The organism is Neiella holothuriorum, assembly GCF_019457915.1.
Lineage (GTDB): Bacteria > Pseudomonadota > Gammaproteobacteria > Enterobacterales > Neiellaceae > Neiella > Neiella holothuriorum.
Genome location: NZ_JAHZSS010000003.1, coordinates 1 through 16086, shown reverse-complemented (window position 1 = coordinate 16086; position 16086 = coordinate 1). Strand labels below are relative to the sequence as shown.

Here is a 16086-nt window from a genome sequence, read left to right as displayed (position 1 = left end):
GCCCCTTCATGGCTAAAGCCGTATTATTTGATTTAGATGGCACCCTGCTTGATACCGCACCGGATTTAGTCAAAGCGACCAATCAGGTATTGCGTGCCATTGGCGAGCCTGAATGTGATTATGACTATGTCAGCCATTTCGCATCTCACGGCGCCATAGGGCTTCTCAAACGCGCATTGGGCGAACGCTTAGACCATTACAACGTGACTGAGCTGCGACAGCTGCTGCTCGATTTCTATCAAGCCGATATTGCCAGCGGCTCCAAATTGTTTGACGGCATTGAGCCATTGCTACAATCGCTCGATAGCCAAAATGTGCCTTGGGGCATTGTTACCAATAAACCCGCGTTTCTTACAGATGCGTTGCTGCCGCACTTTAACCAATTCAACCGCTGTCAGGTGGCCATTAGCGGCGATACCTGTGGCGTAGCCAAGCCCGATCCGCTACCAATGACAACAGCAGCACAAGCGCTCAACATTGCACCCGAAGATATTCTTTATGTCGGTGATGCCGAGCGCGATATGCAAGCCGGTAATAAAGTGGCCATGACAACCCTACTCGCATTGTGGGGATATATTGACGAGCACGATCAACCCGATCAATGGCAAGCCAATGGTCAACTTTCTCATCCCCTTGAAATCCTTGACTGGTTAAAATAGCAACAACCTTGTCAAGCTAGAAATACACTATTTCGCAACATTTTTTTGTTCCGTGCGGCAGATAAAAAAAATGACATATTAGCTTTTCGGCATTTGCCAAAAAACAGCGCAGCGCAACCCCCTAACGCGAAAGGCTTTCATCCAGATCAAGCCCTAAATGCACCATCCCCGAGCCCCTTTTTGAGACACCTCTAGGTGTTGAATTTGTGTCAGAAGCACATTATGTTGTGCCTCGAAAACAAAATAACACTAGATGTGCTTAACAATTAGCCAATCGCTAAGTGCACCAACAGAGGCTGACTCAAATACATGGACACCCAACTCCTCGTCACCAAACGAAACGGTGATCAAGAACCACTGGATCTGGAAAAAATTCATCGCGTCATCACTTGGGCTGCCGAAGGACTCGACAAAGTGTCGGTTTCTCAGGTTGAACTCAAATCGCAAATTCAGTTCTACGAGGGGATTAAAACCGGCGACATTCATGAAACCATGATTAAAGCGGCGGCCGATTTGATCTCAACCTCTGCGCCAGATTATCAATATCTGTCTGCCCGTTTGGCTATCTTTCACCTGCGCAAACAAGCCTATGGTCAATACGAGCCACCAGCGCTGTATGAGCATGTCAAAGGCATGGTTGACGCAGGCCGCTATGACGCACATCTGGTTGAAGATTACAGTGAAGATGAATTCCATGAGATGTCGCTGTTCTTAGATCATCAGCGCGATCTCACCTTCAGCTATGCTGCCGTGAAGCAGCTTGAAGGCAAATATCTGGTTCAAGATCGAGTCAGCAAACAAATCTATGAAAGCCCGCAGTTTTTATACATTCTGGTTGCTGCGTGTTTGTTTGCCCACTACCCGAAAAACACCCGTTTAGACTATGTTCGCCGTTTTTATGATGCGATCTCCACGTTCCGCATCTCATTGCCTACGCCAATCATGTCCGGTGTTCGTACGCCAACACGCCAGTTCAGCTCATGCGTATTGATTGAGTGTGGCGATAGCTTAGATTCCATCAACGCGACTTCTAGCGCCATCGTAAAATATGTTTCTCAGCGCGCCGGTATTGGTATTAATGCTGGCCGTATTCGCGCTTTGGGTAGCCCAATTCGTGGTGGCGAAGCCTTCCACACTGGCTGTGTGCCCTTCTTCAAACACTTTCAAACGGCTGTTAAATGCTGTTCACAAGGTGGCGTGCGTGGTGGTGCAGCCACCCTGTTCTACCCAATGTGGCACTTGGAAGTTGAAGATCTGCTGGTACTGAAAAACAACCGTGGTGTTGAAGAAAACCGTGTCCGTCACCTCGACTACGGCGTGCAAATGAACCGCCTGATGTACCAACGTTTGCTGCAAGGTGGCAACATCACCTTGTTCAGCCCATCAGACGTACCGGGCTTGTACGACGCCTTCTTTGAAGACCAAGAGAAATTTGAAAAACTCTACGTTCAGTACGAACAAGATGAGTCCATTCGCAAGAAAGCGGTAAAAGCGATTGAGCTGTTTACGCTATTTGCACAAGAGCGCGCCAACACCGGCCGTATCTACCTGCAAAACGTTGACCACTGCAATACCCACAGCCCGTTCGACTCAACCGTTGCACCGGTTCGTCAATCAAACCTGTGCTTGGAAATTGCACTGCCAACCAAGCCACTGAATAGCTTTGATGATGATGAAGGTGAAATTGCTTTATGTACGCTTAGTGCATTCAACTTAGGTGCTATCGAGTCGCTTGACGAGTTAGACGGCTTGGCCGATTTGGCCGTACGCGCCCTTGATAGCCTACTCGACTACCAAGATTACCCCGTAAAAGCTGCCTACAACGCCACCATGGGCCGCCGTACTTTAGGTATTGGTGTGATTAACTACGCCTACTACTTGGCTAAAAACGGCGTGAAGTATTCAGACGGCAGCGCCAATGGCTTAACTCACAAGACCTTTGAAGCCATTCAATATTACTTGCTCAAAGCATCAAACCAATTGGCCAAAGAAGCCGGTGCGTGTCCGAAGTTTAACGAGACCACGTACTCGCAAGGTAAATTGCCAATTGATACCTACAAAAAAGACTTGGATGCCGTTTGCGATGAGCAACTGCACCTCGACTGGGATGGTTTACGCGCCAGCATTGTTGAGCACGGTTTGCGTAACTCAACGCTAAGCGCCCTGATGCCATCAGAAACCAGCTCGCAGATCTCGAATGCCACCAACGGTATTGAGCCGCCACGCGCCCACGTGAGTGTGAAACAAAGTAAAGACGGTATTTTGAAGCAGGTTGTGCCTGAGTTTGAAACCCTCAAAGACAACTATGAGTTGCTTTGGCAAATGGGTGGCAACGACGGTTACCTGCAATTGGTTGGCATCATGCAGAAATTCATCGACCAAACCATTTCTGCTAACACCAACTATGATCCTGCAGGCTTCCCAGATGGCAAAGTGCCAATGAAGTTACTGCTCAAAGATCTATTAACCACGTATAAGTTAGGCATCAAGACCTTGTACTATCACAACACTCGTGACGGTGCGGCCGATGCCCAAGAGCCGGAGCCAGAAGATGATGGCTGTGCAGGCGGCGCTTGTAAGATCTAATCAATAGTCAAATAATGCGGCGGCTCACTAAGTATGAGCCGCCACTTTTTCTTTTAAATTGTAACTGTGAGAGTTTTTGTTCGATGAAGTACACCACGTTTAGCCGTGAGCAGAATGACGCATTAAAAGAGCCGATGTTTTTTGGTAACCCGGTCAATGTGTCCCGTTACGATCAACAGAAGTACCCAATTTTCGAGCAACTCATTGAAAAGCAGTTGAGTTTCTTCTGGCGCCCGGAAGAAGTCGATGTCAGCAAAGATCGCATTGACTACCAAAGCCTGCCGGCTCACGAGCAACACATTTTCATCAGCAACTTGAAATATCAAACCCTGCTCGATTCCATTCAGGGGCGCTCACCAAACGTAGCCCTGTTGCCACTGGTGTCGATTCCAGAGCTAGAAACCTGGATTGAAACCTGGGCCTTTAGTGAAACAATTCACAGCCGCAGCTACACCCATATCATTCGTAACATTGTTAAAGATCCATCGGAGATTTTTGACGATATCGTTTTGAATGAAGAGATCCTAAAGCGCGCTGAAGACATTAGCGGCTACTATGACGAGTTGATTGACGCCACCCGCCAATATCAAGAATTTGGCGAAGGCGAACACACCTTACCAAGTGGTGAAACCATCACCGTCAGCCTGCGCGCCCTAAAACGCAAACTGTACATGTGCGTGATGTCAGTCAACGTACTCGAAGCCATTCGCTTCTATGTCAGCTTTGCCTGTAGTTTTGCATTTGCCGAGCGTGAGCTGATGGAAGGCAACGCCAAAATCATTCGCCTGATTGCTCGCGACGAAGCGCTACACCTGACCTCCACACAGCACATGATTAACATCATGGCATCGGGTGAAGACGACCCAGAAATGGCTGAAATTGCCATTGAGTGTCACCAAGACGCCATTGAAGTGTTCCGCTTTGCAGCCGAGCAAGAAAAAGCTTGGGCCAGCTACCTGTTCAAAGATGGTTCGATGATTGGCTTGAACGAAGCCATTTTGAGCCAGTACGTTGAGTACATTACCAATGTACGCATGCAAGCCATTGGCCTGCCAAAAATCTTTGAAACCAGTGAGAACCCAATTCCTTGGATCAACACTTGGTTGGCATCAGACTCAGTACAAGTTGCGCCGCAAGAAGTGGAAGTAAGCTCTTATCTGGTTGGCCAAATCGACAACTCAGTCGACGTTGACGATCTCTCAGACTTTAGCCTGTGACCGACAACCCAAACGATAAACCAAGTACCAAACGGCCCTGGGTGTTTATTCAGGGCCAGCAAGCCTTTCAATTTGACGCCCAGCAGCACGACAGTCTGCTGGAAGCCATGGAAGCCCACAAAGTACCTGTGCACTTTGAATGCCGCAGCGGCTACTGTGGCGCCTGCCGCACCACCACCTTAGACGGTGATGTTAACTACCAACACCAACCCATCGCCTTTATTCGCAAAGGTGAAATCCTGCCCTGCTGCTGCCAGCCGACCACTGATATAACCCTGGTTCAAGATTAAGCGAACCACTAGTTTACCCACCACGCCACAACTTGATTTAAGTCGTTGAATTGATTCTTCAAGCAGCGTAGGTTGAGGTGAATTGGAAGCAACCTTGCAAGGTAATGGAGCTTGTAAGGTCGCGATAATAAGTTGTTAGGGCCAAGAGTGAATCGAGCAGAATTCTTCGAAGTAATCAGTCATAAGTTTGGAAGGTGGTATGCCATAGCGTTGATTGCAGCTCTAGTAACCTTGGTTGCAATACGCTTAATTAATAGTGGCGCACTGCAAAATATGTCTTTGGTAGTGTTTACCCCTGTCGTTCCTGCGTTCATTTGTATGATTATTAGCGCAGGTATGAGGGTGTTTGACCTACACAAGTATTTTTATAATGGTAGCGGAACATATCAGCGCCCAGCCTTCATGAGCCTGAAATTAATTCCATACAGCATCGTAGTTGCAGTGGTCTCTCTAGTTCCACCAACTATTTTAATCTCCGTGCTGTTTGGCTTGGATGGACATGAGCAGATTCATACATCGCTGTTCAGCGATCTTCTCTTGATAAGCTCGTTGGTTTTTTGGTTCTTCTGGGTTGTGAACCCATATATAAAAAGGCTAGTGGGCCTATAGTAGCCCTAACAAGCCAAGTCAGCGGGACAAATATAACGCAGGCTCCCGTCGCTTCGCTCCTAATTTCAGCCTGCGTTAATTTGCCCCTGCTTGGGGCGTTAATGCCAATAAGCTGATGGCGTACTCGGCAGCAATGAATAAACTAAGACTAAAGGCAGGATGCCTTTGGTTTACAACATTGAGGGATCAATATGAATGCCAAACGATTTGAGAAATGGCGCACCATCCGGTTAAAAGGCAAGTTGCATTTCAGCTTAACCGGTATCCTCTATTGCGGCGTTCCGCTCTTGATCGTGTCATTAGCTAGCAATTGGCCAAAAAACTCGCTGGAGTTGCTCGGGACAATCGCAATTTACGCATTAGCCGGGCTAGTCTTGGGGCGCGCCATTTGGTTTATTTTTGAGCGGGAATACCAAAGAGAGCTAGCACAGCGTGCAAAATCAGGCAGCTGATCTGCACGCCAAACAAGTCGTTTCCGGTCAATTCTAACCAGTCAATTCACTCACCGCACAACGGTAGTACGCAACATCAAGCGCTCCCAGCGGATCTTGGTGGGTATCAGATTTTACGTAGGCCATGCCTAGCTTTTTCATCACCCCAATTGAGCCTACATTTTCTTCCATGGCTAGCGCTGTAAGGTAGTTAATTTCACCGGTTGCGATTAACGCATCAGCAATGGCTTGGGCAGCTTCGGTGGCATAACCTAGCCCCCAATAACGGCGGTGCAAGCGCCAACCCAGTTCTAAATCATCGAGTGCGGTAGGTTTTTCATCATCAAAAAAGTACATTGGTCGAACCAACACCCACCCCAGAAAGTCACCGCTATTTCGGCGCATAATCTTCCACAGCCCCCACCCTTTGTCTGGATTGGTGTACGCCTGCATGCGGGGAATAAACACGTTGGTAATATCGTCGCGCGTTGGGCATTTTCCGCGTGTAATAAACTTCATCACCTGCGGATCTTGGTCCAACTGGAACATCAGCTCCGCATCGTTTTCTGACATTAATTCAAAACAAAGTCGGCTGGTTTCTTTTACCTGCAACATCCCCTGACTCCATGAATACCTAATTTACATGATCAGTCAGCACCTTAACGGTAATTAGGCCAAGGGTTCAACCACAAAAAATCGAAACGACGAACAAACTAGCCTGCACGTTTTAACCCTAATGTTGTGGCAGTTTAAGCGGGCACAGTTAATCACCTCAAAGCGCGCACGAAATCGAGTGATAAATTCGAAAAATTCCTTTCTTGACAAGCCTTCACAGTGATATGGTGTTTAGTCGCATTAATCGCAGGTTGAAGCCTCCCTCTACTCATAAAAGGACATTGAAACACCATGAGTTCTTATCAGCATTCAAGCAAGCTCGATCACGTATGTTATGAAATTCGTGGACTCGCCTTGCAAGAAGCCAAGCGTCTTGAAGACGACGGCCATCGGATCACCAAACTTAACATTGGTAACCCGGCCCCATTTGGTTTTGATGCGCCTGAAGAACTGATTATCGATGTCATTCATAACCTGCCTAAAGCACAAGGTTACGCCGATTCAAAAGGGCTGTTTTCGGCCCGTAAAGCGGTCATGCAGTACTGCCAGCAAAAGCGCATTATGGGCGTTGAAATAGATGACGTTTACATGGGCAATGGTGTCAGTGAACTCATTATGATGGCCATGCAAGGCCTGCTCAACGACGGCGACGAAATGCTGATCCCGGCGCCTGATTACCCATTGTGGACGGCTGCAACAACGCTTGCCGGTGGTAAAGCGGTACATTATCACTGTGATGAAAGTGAAGACTGGCATCCAGACTTAGACGATATTCGCGCCAAGATCACGCCTCGCACTCGCGGCCTGTTGGTGATTAACCCAAACAACCCGACTGGCGCGGTTTATCCACGAAAAGTGCTAGAGGGATTAATTGAGATTGCCCGCGAGCACAACCTGATCGTCTTTGCCGATGAAATTTACGACAAGGTAGTTTACGACGGTGCCGAGCATATTGCCCTCGCCTCGTTGGCAGACGATCTGTTGTTCGTTAGCTTTAACGGCTTATCAAAATCGTATCGAGTTGCCGGTTTTCGTGTTGGTTGGATGGTACTCAGTGGCGCTAAGCGTCGGGCGTCAAATTACATTGATGCGCTGAACATTCTCTCGTCAATGCGATTATGCGCCAACGTGCCGTGTCAAAATGCGGTGCAAGCAGCGCTCGGTGGCTATCAGAGTATTAATGATTTGGTGCTGCCCACGGGCCGCCTCCACCGCCAAATGGAAACGGCATGGAAAGCGCTGAACGAGATCCCCGGCATTAGCTGTGTGAAGCCAAAAGGCGCCATGTATGTATTCCCTAAATTAGATCCAGAAATGTATCCAATTCACGATGATGAAAAGTTCGTATTGGATTTATTGCTACAAGAAAAAATCTTAGTGGTACAAGGTTCTGGCTTTAACTTACCCACAACCGATCATTTCCGCATTGTGACCCTGCCTCGCGCAGACGAACTCAGTAATGCAATTGCTCGGATTGGCCGCTTCTTAGAGAACTATCGCCAGTAAGACCGGCGCCTAAGAACAATCCTGACTAAGTTTCTTAATAACGGCCTCATTGCGAGGCCGTTGTTGTGTTGGGCTTGCGCGCCACAATATTTTTTTTCAATTCAGCCGAAGTAGATCAAAATTCAGCGATGCGTTGCTAGCGGCATTGTACCGTTTGCGCGTTATAATCCTGCGACTGAATAAAGATGAACGGAGAAATTGATGATTGTGTTGCAAACCCACCCGGTAATAGTTTCTAACTAGAGCGAGCCAACGCCCTCTCGTTGTTTGCTTTACCCGGTGATGCTTTAGCTCCGCAATAGAACAACTGCCTTTGAGCTGCGAGTACAGCGTAGGCAAATTGTTTCATTGCGCTTGATCCTCTGTGATTTCACAGGGTATTTCTGTACGCACAGGCAACACAAAATGAATTCTTTAATTTCTCTACACCAATTAGGCTGGCAGCCTTTTTTTCAGCAACAACTCGCGCTTGACGAGTATGAACATGCCACCATTGCACGCATTGTTACCATTCATCGGAATGAATATGTAGTGCAAACAAACCACGCCACATTAAAACTTGCGATTGATACCGAATCCGCATCGTTCACGGTGGGCGACTGGTTGCTACTTGATACCAATAATCTGCTAATACGCCGGCTTGAGCGCAAATCGCTATTTCGTCGAAAAGCGGCAGGTAGCGCAGCCAAAGCACAGCAGATTGCCGCGAATGTCGACACTTTGTTTGTTGTTTGCTCTCTTAATCACGATTTTAACCTGAGCCGTATCGAGCGCTATTTAGCACTCGCCCATGACGCTCAGGTTGAGCCCGTCGTGGTGCTAACAAAACAAGACATGTGCAATGATGCTGAAGACAAATGTTCGGCCGTTCAACAGCTCGATCCCATGCTTCGTGTGGTATCGGTAGATGCGCGCGATCAGAGCAGTTGTCTGTGCTTAGCAGACTGGACACAGCAAGGTCAAAGTATCGCGCTGCTCGGATCTTCGGGGGTTGGTAAGTCAACCTTGGTGAATACGCTGATGGGGCAAACAGACCAACAAATCGGTGAGATTCGGCAAGATGATAGTAAAGGCCGCCACACAACGACGGCTCGCTCGATTCACTTTCTGCCTTCCGGAGCGGTATTGATTGACACACCGGGCATGCGGGAGTTGCAGCTGGCGGCATGCGAACAAGGCGTAAAACAGACCTTTGCGGATGTTGAAGCGCTAGCAAGTCAATGCCGGTTCAGCGATTGTCAGCATACCACTGAGCCTGGTTGCTCTATTCAACAGGCATTGGCAAGTAAAGCATTAGATCCACGTCGACTCAGTAACTACCGCAAACTGTTGTCTGAGCAAGCAAGAAACAGTGCCACACTTGCTGAGCGAAGAGCCAAAGACAAGGCATTTGGGAAAATGGTGAAAACCGTTGGTACGGCCTCTCGGCACGTTAAAAAAGGCTATTAACTAAAAAGGCCGCGCCGTTCTTGTATTGAACGGCTCGGCCACTTTCATTACCCCAAAAGCAATGCATCATCAAATCAGCGGTATTACTGCCACTTAAAGACTTGAGTCCAATCCTGCTTCATATCAACCACAAGCCAATCTTGCTGTTTAGCTGTTGCTAGCCCTTCATCTAAGGTCGCTGCGTAGGCATCTTTGTCATAGGCAAATTCACGTTTGCTGTCAGTATGGTGAATCAAAATACCCAAGCGCTTGCCCTCGCCGCTTGTGGTCCATTCCAACATGGCGATATCGTGGTCTGAGTTTCCAATAGCGAGTATGGGTCTGCGGCCAATCCGTTCATTAATCGCTACCACTTTGTTGCCCTTCGAATTGATAAAACCAACCTCCGGCATATGAATTAAACTGGGGCGGCCATTGAGCACGCGATATTCAGTTCTCAGTTCGCTAGCAATCACTCGGTCTGGTGGAATGGCGTAAACCTGTTCACTCCAAGCACGAACAAACCCTGCACTACCACTGGTGGCAAGCCATATATCAAAGTCATGTTTGCGCAATAAGGCCAGCAACTCCAACATTGGCAGGTACGTCATATCCGTGTGCAATTGATTCGTTTTCGGGTTCTTAGCGGTTGCAATCCAGCGGCTCACGCGAGCTTCAAATTCAGCGATAGGTAGGCCGACGTGAGTGGCTATAAATAACTGCAGTAGACCGGTAATACCTTGGCTACGCAGCGTCTCCAAGTCATTATTATTGGCCGCTTTGAATACCGGCTGATTTAGCAACTCTGGATTTTCGTTGACCATGTTTTGGGCCTGAGCCATGGCAAATAACAGTTGCGGCGACGCAGGCTGCTCAGCCCACATGGTGCCATTGTTATCAATAACTGCGACTCGCTCAGCTGGCGCCACGTAACTAGGTGACTTGGGATCGCTAACCGCGTTGATAAAGCCCGTTATTCGCGCTTTTGCATCGCCTTGCCATAAGCTCAATTCAGATGCTTGCAATGCTCCACTTGCCATTAAAACAAACATCAGTGATAGCTTGATGCACCAAGCAGCCGCCATCGGAAGTCTGCTCGCACGTTGTTTATCAATCACCAAATCATTCATAAGCGACATGGCATATTCCCATTTCAACATCATTGTTATGACAAGCAGTTTAGCAGCTAACTCTCGCGTGGCTTGTTGCACTGCACAGACTGTGACAAGCTGTTAAAAGAATGAACAAAATCAGGAATTGCTCATGACAGACGCTTGGCAAGATCGCCGCTCAGAAGAAAACAAAGCTCGCCGCGATGATCACCGCTCGCCTTTTCAGCGTGACCGCGCCCGAGTGCTTCATTCAGCAGCATTTCGTCGACTTCAGGCCAAAACCCAAATCCATGGTGTGGGCAGCTCTGATTTCTACCGGACACGCCTAACGCACTCTTTAGAAGCATCACAAATCGGCTCCGGCATTCATGCTCAGCTCAAACTAAAATATCCTGACCTAGCCGATCTGCTTGGCCCCGTTGAATTAATAGAAACGCTCTGTTTAGCCCACGACTTAGGCCATCCGCCATTTGGCCACGGAGGAGAAGTTGCCCTGCACTATATGATGCGCCATCACGGCGGTTTTGAAGGCAACGGCCAGACCTTTCGGATTGTTACCACATTAGAGCCCTATACCGAGTTTTTTGGCATGAATCTAGCGCGGCGGAGCTTATTGGGGCTGGTGAAGTATCCGGTTTTGATGGGTGATGTCAGCAAGCTAAATCCTGACGCACAAACCAATATCCGTAATGCAAGAGAGTTGAAATCTGCCCACTGGCACCCGGCCAAAGCCTTGTATGACTGCGATCAACGCTGGTTTGATTGGCTACTCGCGCCACTTACAAGCTACCAGCGCACCAACTTCACCAAAAGCCAAGATAAAGATGAGGGCCACCGTAAAGCCCAGTTCAAATCGCTGGACTGCTCCATCATGGAGTTGGCCGATGATATCGCCTACGGCATTCATGATTTAGAGGACGCTATAACCCTGAACATGGTGCGGCGCGATCAGTGGGTTAAAGCAGAGTTAGCACTCATGGAAGTTGACGATCCTTGGATAAATGAAAACGTCATGAGCATTAGTGAACAGTTATTTAGCCGTTTCCCGTATATCCGCAAAAATGCCATTGGCGCATTGGTAAACTATTTTATTACCACCATTGAGATCTCGCGCAATCAGGATTTTGATGAGCCGTTACTGAGTTACAACGCCACACTTCCGAGCACCGCGCTGCAAGCGTTGAAAATATTTAAGAAGTTTGTATTTGACCATGTCATTCAATCCCATCAAGTACAAACCGCTGAGTACAAAGGTCAGCAAATGATCATGGCAATTTTTGAAGCTTACGCGTCAGATCCAGCCCGTTTGTTACCGGCAGATGCAAAAGAACGTTGGCGCCAGCAAAGCACTGACAGTAGTCGCATGCGGGTGATTGCTGACTGGGTTTCATCCTTAACCGATCAGTCAGCAGTGCGAATTCATAAAGAATTGTTTGCCTGAGTTAAACCGAGCAGACGAGGCTGCGCCTCTTAATGCTCGGTCATTACGATAAGACGGGGAAAATTCCTTTCAGCCCTTGCGCCATAAACTCAACGGCCATGGCCATCATAATCAATCCCATGATCCGAGTAATAATGTTAATACCCGTTTGGCCTAAAATATCAACGACTGAGCCCGCCGCACGAAATGATAACCAGCAAATAATGGCACAAGCGACGATCCCCGCGCTAAAACCAACCAAGTGCGGCCATTCTGGATTTTCCGCGGCATAAACGATAACCGTGGTCATCGCCCCCGGCCCTGCAATTAATGGGATGGCAAACGGCACCACAGCAACCGATTCACGAGTTTCTGACTCACTTACTTCATCAGGGTTACGGCGAACCTCGCTAAGCTGCCCTTTAAGCATACTAATTGCGATTAATACCAGCATCGCGCCACCAGCTATTCGGAAGCTGTCGATGCTAATGCCAAACATTTTCAAAATGAGTGAGCCAACCAGCAACACCAGCACTAAGGCAACCACCACAGTCAGCATTGCTACTGAGTTAGTACGCGCCCGTTCAACATGGCTTTGGTGACTAGTGAGGCCAATAAACACCGGCAACAAACCAAACGGATTGAGGATCGCCATCAAACCGATGAAGAACTGCAAATACAAAGCACTGTCAAAAACCATAGCTGTTAGCTCTTAATGGTATTCGTTCAAGAAGGAAGCGCATTCTAGCGCCGCTTTAACAAAATAGACGATTGAAATTTTTTAACGGTTTTTGGCCCGTACGAATAACTATTTGTAATGCAAACGTGGGTGAATGTTGCTGGATTTGTAAGCAAGTGGATGAGCACACCTTCTCGATGGCCCATAACAAGTTATCGAAGCACATAATTTAAACAATTTAATTTAATATTTTTTTGCAGTATTTCAGACACTTTTACAAACACCAGCTATTCTGTTAGCTGAGAAACTAATCGAGATCAATGTTATATTATTTGAGTCTTGAAATTAAAAATCTTTACGTTATGGTAAGCGCATCAATGATGAGTTACTGAATTGAAACTGAAGGATCGAAATTGCGTGATCAATCTAAAGTTTTTGCAGGGAATCCCACCAATTCCCGTAATTAACTTACAGTTGATTGAAGTCAATTTTGGTCAGGCCAATAAAAATATAATTGGCGCAACCCACACGAGATTTCAGGCTTAAACAGAGTTTATTACTCTTTACTATAATTGCGATGGACCGTATATCAGGTACCTAAAAGCAAGCTGGTTTAGGCAAGAAATTTCAACTTTAACGGAGTTACACAATGTCCCAAGTGACTAATGTAGAAGAACTCAATGCGGCAATTGCACGCGTAAAAGCAGCCCAAAAAGAGTTCGCGTCTTTCTCTCAAGAGCAAGTCGACAAAATCTTCCGTGCAGCATCTCTTGCTGCCTCAACCGCTCGTATCGAATTGGCTCAAATGGCCGCCGAAGAGACTGGTATGGGCGTGATGGAAGATAAAGTGATTAAAAACCACTTCGCTTCTGAGTTTATCTACAACAAATACAAAGATGACAAAACTTGCGGTGTCATCGAGTCAAACGACGAAGGCGGTACTATTACTATCGCTGAGCCAGTTGGTATTGTTTGTGCCATCGTACCAACTACGAACCCAACGTCGACAGCTATCTTTAAAGCACTCATCAGCTTAAAAACGCGTAACGGCTGTTTCTTCTCGCCACACCCGCGCGCTAAAAATGCAACTAACTACGCTGCCAAGCTTGTTCTTGATGCAGCTGTTGCCGCTGGAGCTCCTGAAGGCATTATCGGTTGGATTGACCAACCTTCAGTTGAGCTGTCTAACGCGTTGATGAAGCACGAAGACATCGCTTTGATCCTTGCTACTGGTGGTCCAGGCATGGTGAAAGCTGCTTACTCATCAGGTAAGCCTGCAATTGGTGTAGGTGCTGGTAACACACCTGTAGTTATTGACGAAACTGCCGATATCAAACGTGCTGTTTCTTCTATCTTAATGTCTAAAACATTCGATAACGGTGTTATCTGTGCTTCTGAGCAAGCCGCTATCGTTGTTGAAGATGTCTATGACGCTACGATTGAGCGTTTCGCCAAATACGGCGCTGCGGTATTGAATAAAACCGACGCCAACAAAGTACGTAAAGTACTGATGATCGACGGTGCTTTGAATGCAAAAATCGTAGGTCAACCTGCTTATAAAATTGCTGAGCTTGCCGGCGTAACTGTTCCTAAAGCCACCAAGATTCTGATTGGTGAAGGCTTAGAAGCATCTTACGATGACGAATTCTCGCACGAGAAACTGTCTCCTACGCTGGGCGTATATAAAGCCAAAGATTTTGAAGACGCGGTTCGCCAAGCTGGCATCGTGTTGGATATCGGCGGTGTTGGTCACACATCTGTTCTTTACACTGACCAAGACGCTAACGCTGATCGCATCGCTTACTTCGGCGACAAAATGAAGACCGCTCGTATTCTGGTGAATACTCCGTCTTCACACGGTGGTATTGGTGACCTCTACAACTTTAACTTAGCCCCATCTCTGACGTTGGGTTGTGGTTCTTGGGGTGGTAACGCCATTTCTGAAAACGTTGGTCCAAAACACTTGATCAACAAGAAAATTGTTGCTAAGCGAGCTGAAAACATGTTGTGGCACAAACTACCTAAATCTGTTTACTTCCGTCGCGGTTCACTGCCAGTAGCAATGGACGATTTGGACGGTAAGAAACGTGCAATGATCGTGACCGATGACTTCCTGTTTAACCACGGTTACATCGATGATCTACGCGCCATCCTGAAAGACAAAGGCATGGAAGTGGAAATATTCCACGACGTAGAAGCAGACCCAACACTATCTATCGTAGAAAAAGGTGCTGCTGCATGTCACAGCTACAAGCCTGATGTGATTCTGGCTGTTGGTGGTGGTTCACCAATGGATGCTGCGAAAATCATGTGGGTTATGTACGAGCACCCAGAAACTGACTTCGCTGATCTGTCGATGCGCTTTATGGACATCCGTAAACGTATTTACAAGTTCCCTAAAATGGGCGCTAAAGCTGACTTGGTATGTATCACTACCACTTCAGGTACGGGTTCAGAAGTTACTCCGTTCGCAGTTGTTACTGACGACAAAACTGGCCAGAAATACCCATTGGCTGACTACGAGTTGACTCCTACCATGGCTGTTGTTGATGCCAACTTGGTTATGGACATGCCAGCTTCTTTATGTGCTTTCGGTGGTTACGACGCAGTAACTCACGCGATGGAAGCATATGTATCGGTTCTGGCTAACGAATACTCAGACGGTCAAGCGTTACAAGCGCTGAAACTGCTGAAAGAATACCTGCCTAGCTCATACAAAAACGGTAAAGCAGATCCTGTTGCTCGTGAAAAAGTTCACAACGCAGCAACCATCGCTGGTATCGCATTTGCGAACGCCTTCTTGGGTGTGTGTCACTCAATGGCTCACAAACTCGGTGCGGAATTCCATATCCCACACGGTTTGGCGAATGCCTTATTGCTGGCTAACGTGGTTCGCTTCAACGCAACCAACACGCCAACCAAACAAACGGCTTTCTCTCAGTATGACCGTCCGAAAGCCCGCGCTCGCTATGCAGAAGTTGCTGAACATTTAGGTTTCACTGAAGGTAACACTGAAGCGAAATTGAATGCCTTGCTAGATTGGCTTGAAGAGTTGAAGATAGAATTGAACATTCCATTGTCAATTCAAGAAGCTGGCGTTAATGAAGCTGACTTCCTAGCTAAAGTTGATCAACTTGCTGTTGATGCGTTCGATGATCAGTGTACTGGTGCTAACCCGCGCTACCCACTCGTTAGCGAACTCAAGCAAGTATTGCTAGACACTTACTACGGCCGTAAATATCAAGAGCCTGAAGATAGTGCCGATGCAATGGCAAAAGCTGCTGCTAAAAAAGCGCCTGTAAAAAAGAAAGCTGCTGCTAAAAAGTAATTAACTTACTCGACAGCTAAAAAAGCCGCTCCTATGAGCGGCTTTTTTGTGCCTAGTGTCCCGTCCTGAAATAGGTTTACACATTGGAGACCTATGATGGAAAAGCGAATTTCTTCAATAAGAAAGCGCACTCAGCGCGATTATTCACTAGCCTTTAAATTGTCTGTTGTTGAGCAAGTTGAAAAAGGCGATATGACCTATAAACA

At 47.3% G+C, this 16086-nt stretch carries 13 protein-coding genes; 10 read left to right on the top strand and 3 right to left on the bottom strand.

Annotation, left to right across the window (positions count from 1 at the left end):
- Positions 1–8 precede the first annotated feature (8 nt).
- The 6 genes from K0504_RS03585 to K0504_RS03560 all read left to right on the top strand — a co-directional run bounded on the left by K0504_RS03585 (position 9) and on the right by K0504_RS03560 (position 5813).
- Positions 9–659, top strand: coding sequence for an HAD family hydrolase (locus K0504_RS03585; protein ID WP_220102799.1), 651 nt, complete (start codon positions 9–11; stop codon positions 657–659).
- Positions 660–968: 309 nt separating this feature from the next.
- Complete coding sequence (gene nrdA, locus K0504_RS03580; protein ID WP_220102798.1) at positions 969–3245, top strand: class 1a ribonucleoside-diphosphate reductase subunit alpha; 2277 nt, start codon at positions 969–971, stop codon at positions 3243–3245.
- A gap of 83 nt (positions 3246–3328) precedes the next feature.
- The gene (gene nrdB, locus K0504_RS03575) at positions 3329–4462 is read left to right on the top strand and encodes a class Ia ribonucleoside-diphosphate reductase subunit beta (protein WP_220102797.1); all 1134 of its coding nucleotides are present in this window, start codon (positions 3329–3331) and stop codon (positions 4460–4462) included.
- Complete coding sequence (yfaE, locus tag K0504_RS03570) at positions 4459–4752, top strand: class I ribonucleotide reductase maintenance protein YfaE (protein WP_318837925.1); 294 nt, start codon at positions 4459–4461, stop codon at positions 4750–4752. Before nrdB ends, yfaE begins: the two co-directional genes overlap by 4 nt.
- A 147-nt stretch (positions 4753–4899) precedes the next feature.
- Entirely contained in the window at positions 4900–5361 is a 462-nt protein-coding gene (locus tag K0504_RS03565) for a hypothetical protein (protein WP_220102796.1), read from the top strand.
- Positions 5362–5552: 191 nt separating this feature from the next.
- Positions 5553–5813: a hypothetical protein gene (locus tag K0504_RS03560; RefSeq protein WP_220102795.1), complete on the top strand. Its 261-nt coding sequence runs from the start codon at positions 5553–5555 to the stop codon at positions 5811–5813.
- A 33-nt stretch (positions 5814–5846) separates the two neighbouring features.
- Here K0504_RS03560 and K0504_RS03555 read toward each other — a convergent pair whose 3' ends face one another.
- Positions 5847–6407 (bottom strand): GNAT family N-acetyltransferase, encoded by a 561-nt coding sequence (locus K0504_RS03555; RefSeq protein ID WP_220102794.1) that lies wholly within the window; start codon positions 6405–6407, stop codon positions 5847–5849.
- A 291-nt stretch (positions 6408–6698) separates the two neighbouring features.
- Here K0504_RS03555 and K0504_RS03550 point away from each other — a divergent pair, with 291 nt between their 5' ends.
- Positions 6699–7913, top strand: coding sequence for a pyridoxal phosphate-dependent aminotransferase (locus tag K0504_RS03550; RefSeq protein WP_220102793.1), 1215 nt, complete (start codon positions 6699–6701; stop codon positions 7911–7913).
- Between the two features lie 405 nt (positions 7914–8318).
- Positions 8319–9362: a ribosome small subunit-dependent GTPase A gene (gene rsgA, locus K0504_RS03545; RefSeq protein ID WP_220102792.1), complete on the top strand. Its 1044-nt coding sequence runs from the start codon at positions 8319–8321 to the stop codon at positions 9360–9362.
- A gap of 83 nt (positions 9363–9445) precedes the next feature.
- Here the strand turns inward: rsgA and K0504_RS03540 are convergent, their stop codons facing one another.
- Positions 9446–10480 carry an HAD family hydrolase gene (locus K0504_RS03540; RefSeq protein WP_220102791.1) on the bottom strand — a complete coding sequence of 345 codons (1035 nt, stop codon included), beginning with the start codon at positions 10478–10480 and terminating at the stop codon, positions 9446–9448.
- Positions 10481–10604: 124 nt separating this feature from the next.
- On the opposite strand from K0504_RS03540, the gene K0504_RS03535 reads away from it, so the two are divergent.
- A complete protein-coding gene (locus tag K0504_RS03535) occupies positions 10605–11894 on the top strand; it encodes an anti-phage deoxyguanosine triphosphatase (RefSeq protein WP_220102790.1) in 1290 nt (429 codons plus the stop codon).
- Positions 11895–11937: 43 nt separating this feature from the next.
- Here the strand turns inward: K0504_RS03535 and K0504_RS03530 are convergent, their stop codons facing one another.
- Entirely contained in the window at positions 11938–12573 is a 636-nt protein-coding gene (locus K0504_RS03530) for a YchE family NAAT transporter (RefSeq protein WP_220102789.1), read from the bottom strand.
- 628 nt (positions 12574–13201) lie between these two features.
- On the opposite strand from K0504_RS03530, the gene adhE reads away from it, so the two are divergent.
- A complete protein-coding gene (adhE, locus tag K0504_RS03525) occupies positions 13202–15880 on the top strand; it encodes a bifunctional acetaldehyde-CoA/alcohol dehydrogenase (RefSeq protein ID WP_220102788.1) in 2679 nt (892 codons plus the stop codon).
- The last annotated feature ends 206 nt before the right edge of the window (positions 15881–16086 follow it).

What these genes read in the sequence shown, in the direction of transcription:
- K0504_RS03585 (WP_220102799.1), top strand. Translation starts at nt 9, where the DNA reads ATGGCTAAAGCCGTATTATTTGATTTAGATGGCACCCTGCTTGATACC.
- nrdA (WP_220102798.1), top strand. Translation starts at nt 969, where the DNA reads ATGGACACCCAACTCCTCGTCACCAAACGAAACGGTGATCAAGAACCA.
- nrdB (WP_220102797.1), top strand. Translation starts at nt 3,329, where the DNA reads ATGAAGTACACCACGTTTAGCCGTGAGCAGAATGACGCATTAAAAGAG.
- K0504_RS03560 (WP_220102795.1), top strand. Translation starts at nt 5,553, where the DNA reads ATGAATGCCAAACGATTTGAGAAATGGCGCACCATCCGGTTAAAAGGC.
- K0504_RS03555 (WP_220102794.1), bottom strand. Translation starts at nt 6,407, where the DNA reads ATGTTGCAGGTAAAAGAAACCAGCCGACTTTGTTTTGAATTAATGTCA.
- K0504_RS03550 (WP_220102793.1), top strand. Translation starts at nt 6,699, where the DNA reads ATGAGTTCTTATCAGCATTCAAGCAAGCTCGATCACGTATGTTATGAA.
- rsgA (WP_220102792.1), top strand. Translation starts at nt 8,319, where the DNA reads ATGAATTCTTTAATTTCTCTACACCAATTAGGCTGGCAGCCTTTTTTT.
- K0504_RS03540 (WP_220102791.1), bottom strand. Translation starts at nt 10,480, where the DNA reads ATGTCGCTTATGAATGATTTGGTGATTGATAAACAACGTGCGAGCAGA.
- K0504_RS03535 (WP_220102790.1), top strand. Translation starts at nt 10,605, where the DNA reads ATGACAGACGCTTGGCAAGATCGCCGCTCAGAAGAAAACAAAGCTCGC.
- K0504_RS03530 (WP_220102789.1), bottom strand. Translation starts at nt 12,573, where the DNA reads ATGGTTTTTGACAGTGCTTTGTATTTGCAGTTCTTCATCGGTTTGATG.
- adhE (WP_220102788.1), top strand. Translation starts at nt 13,202, where the DNA reads ATGTCCCAAGTGACTAATGTAGAAGAACTCAATGCGGCAATTGCACGC.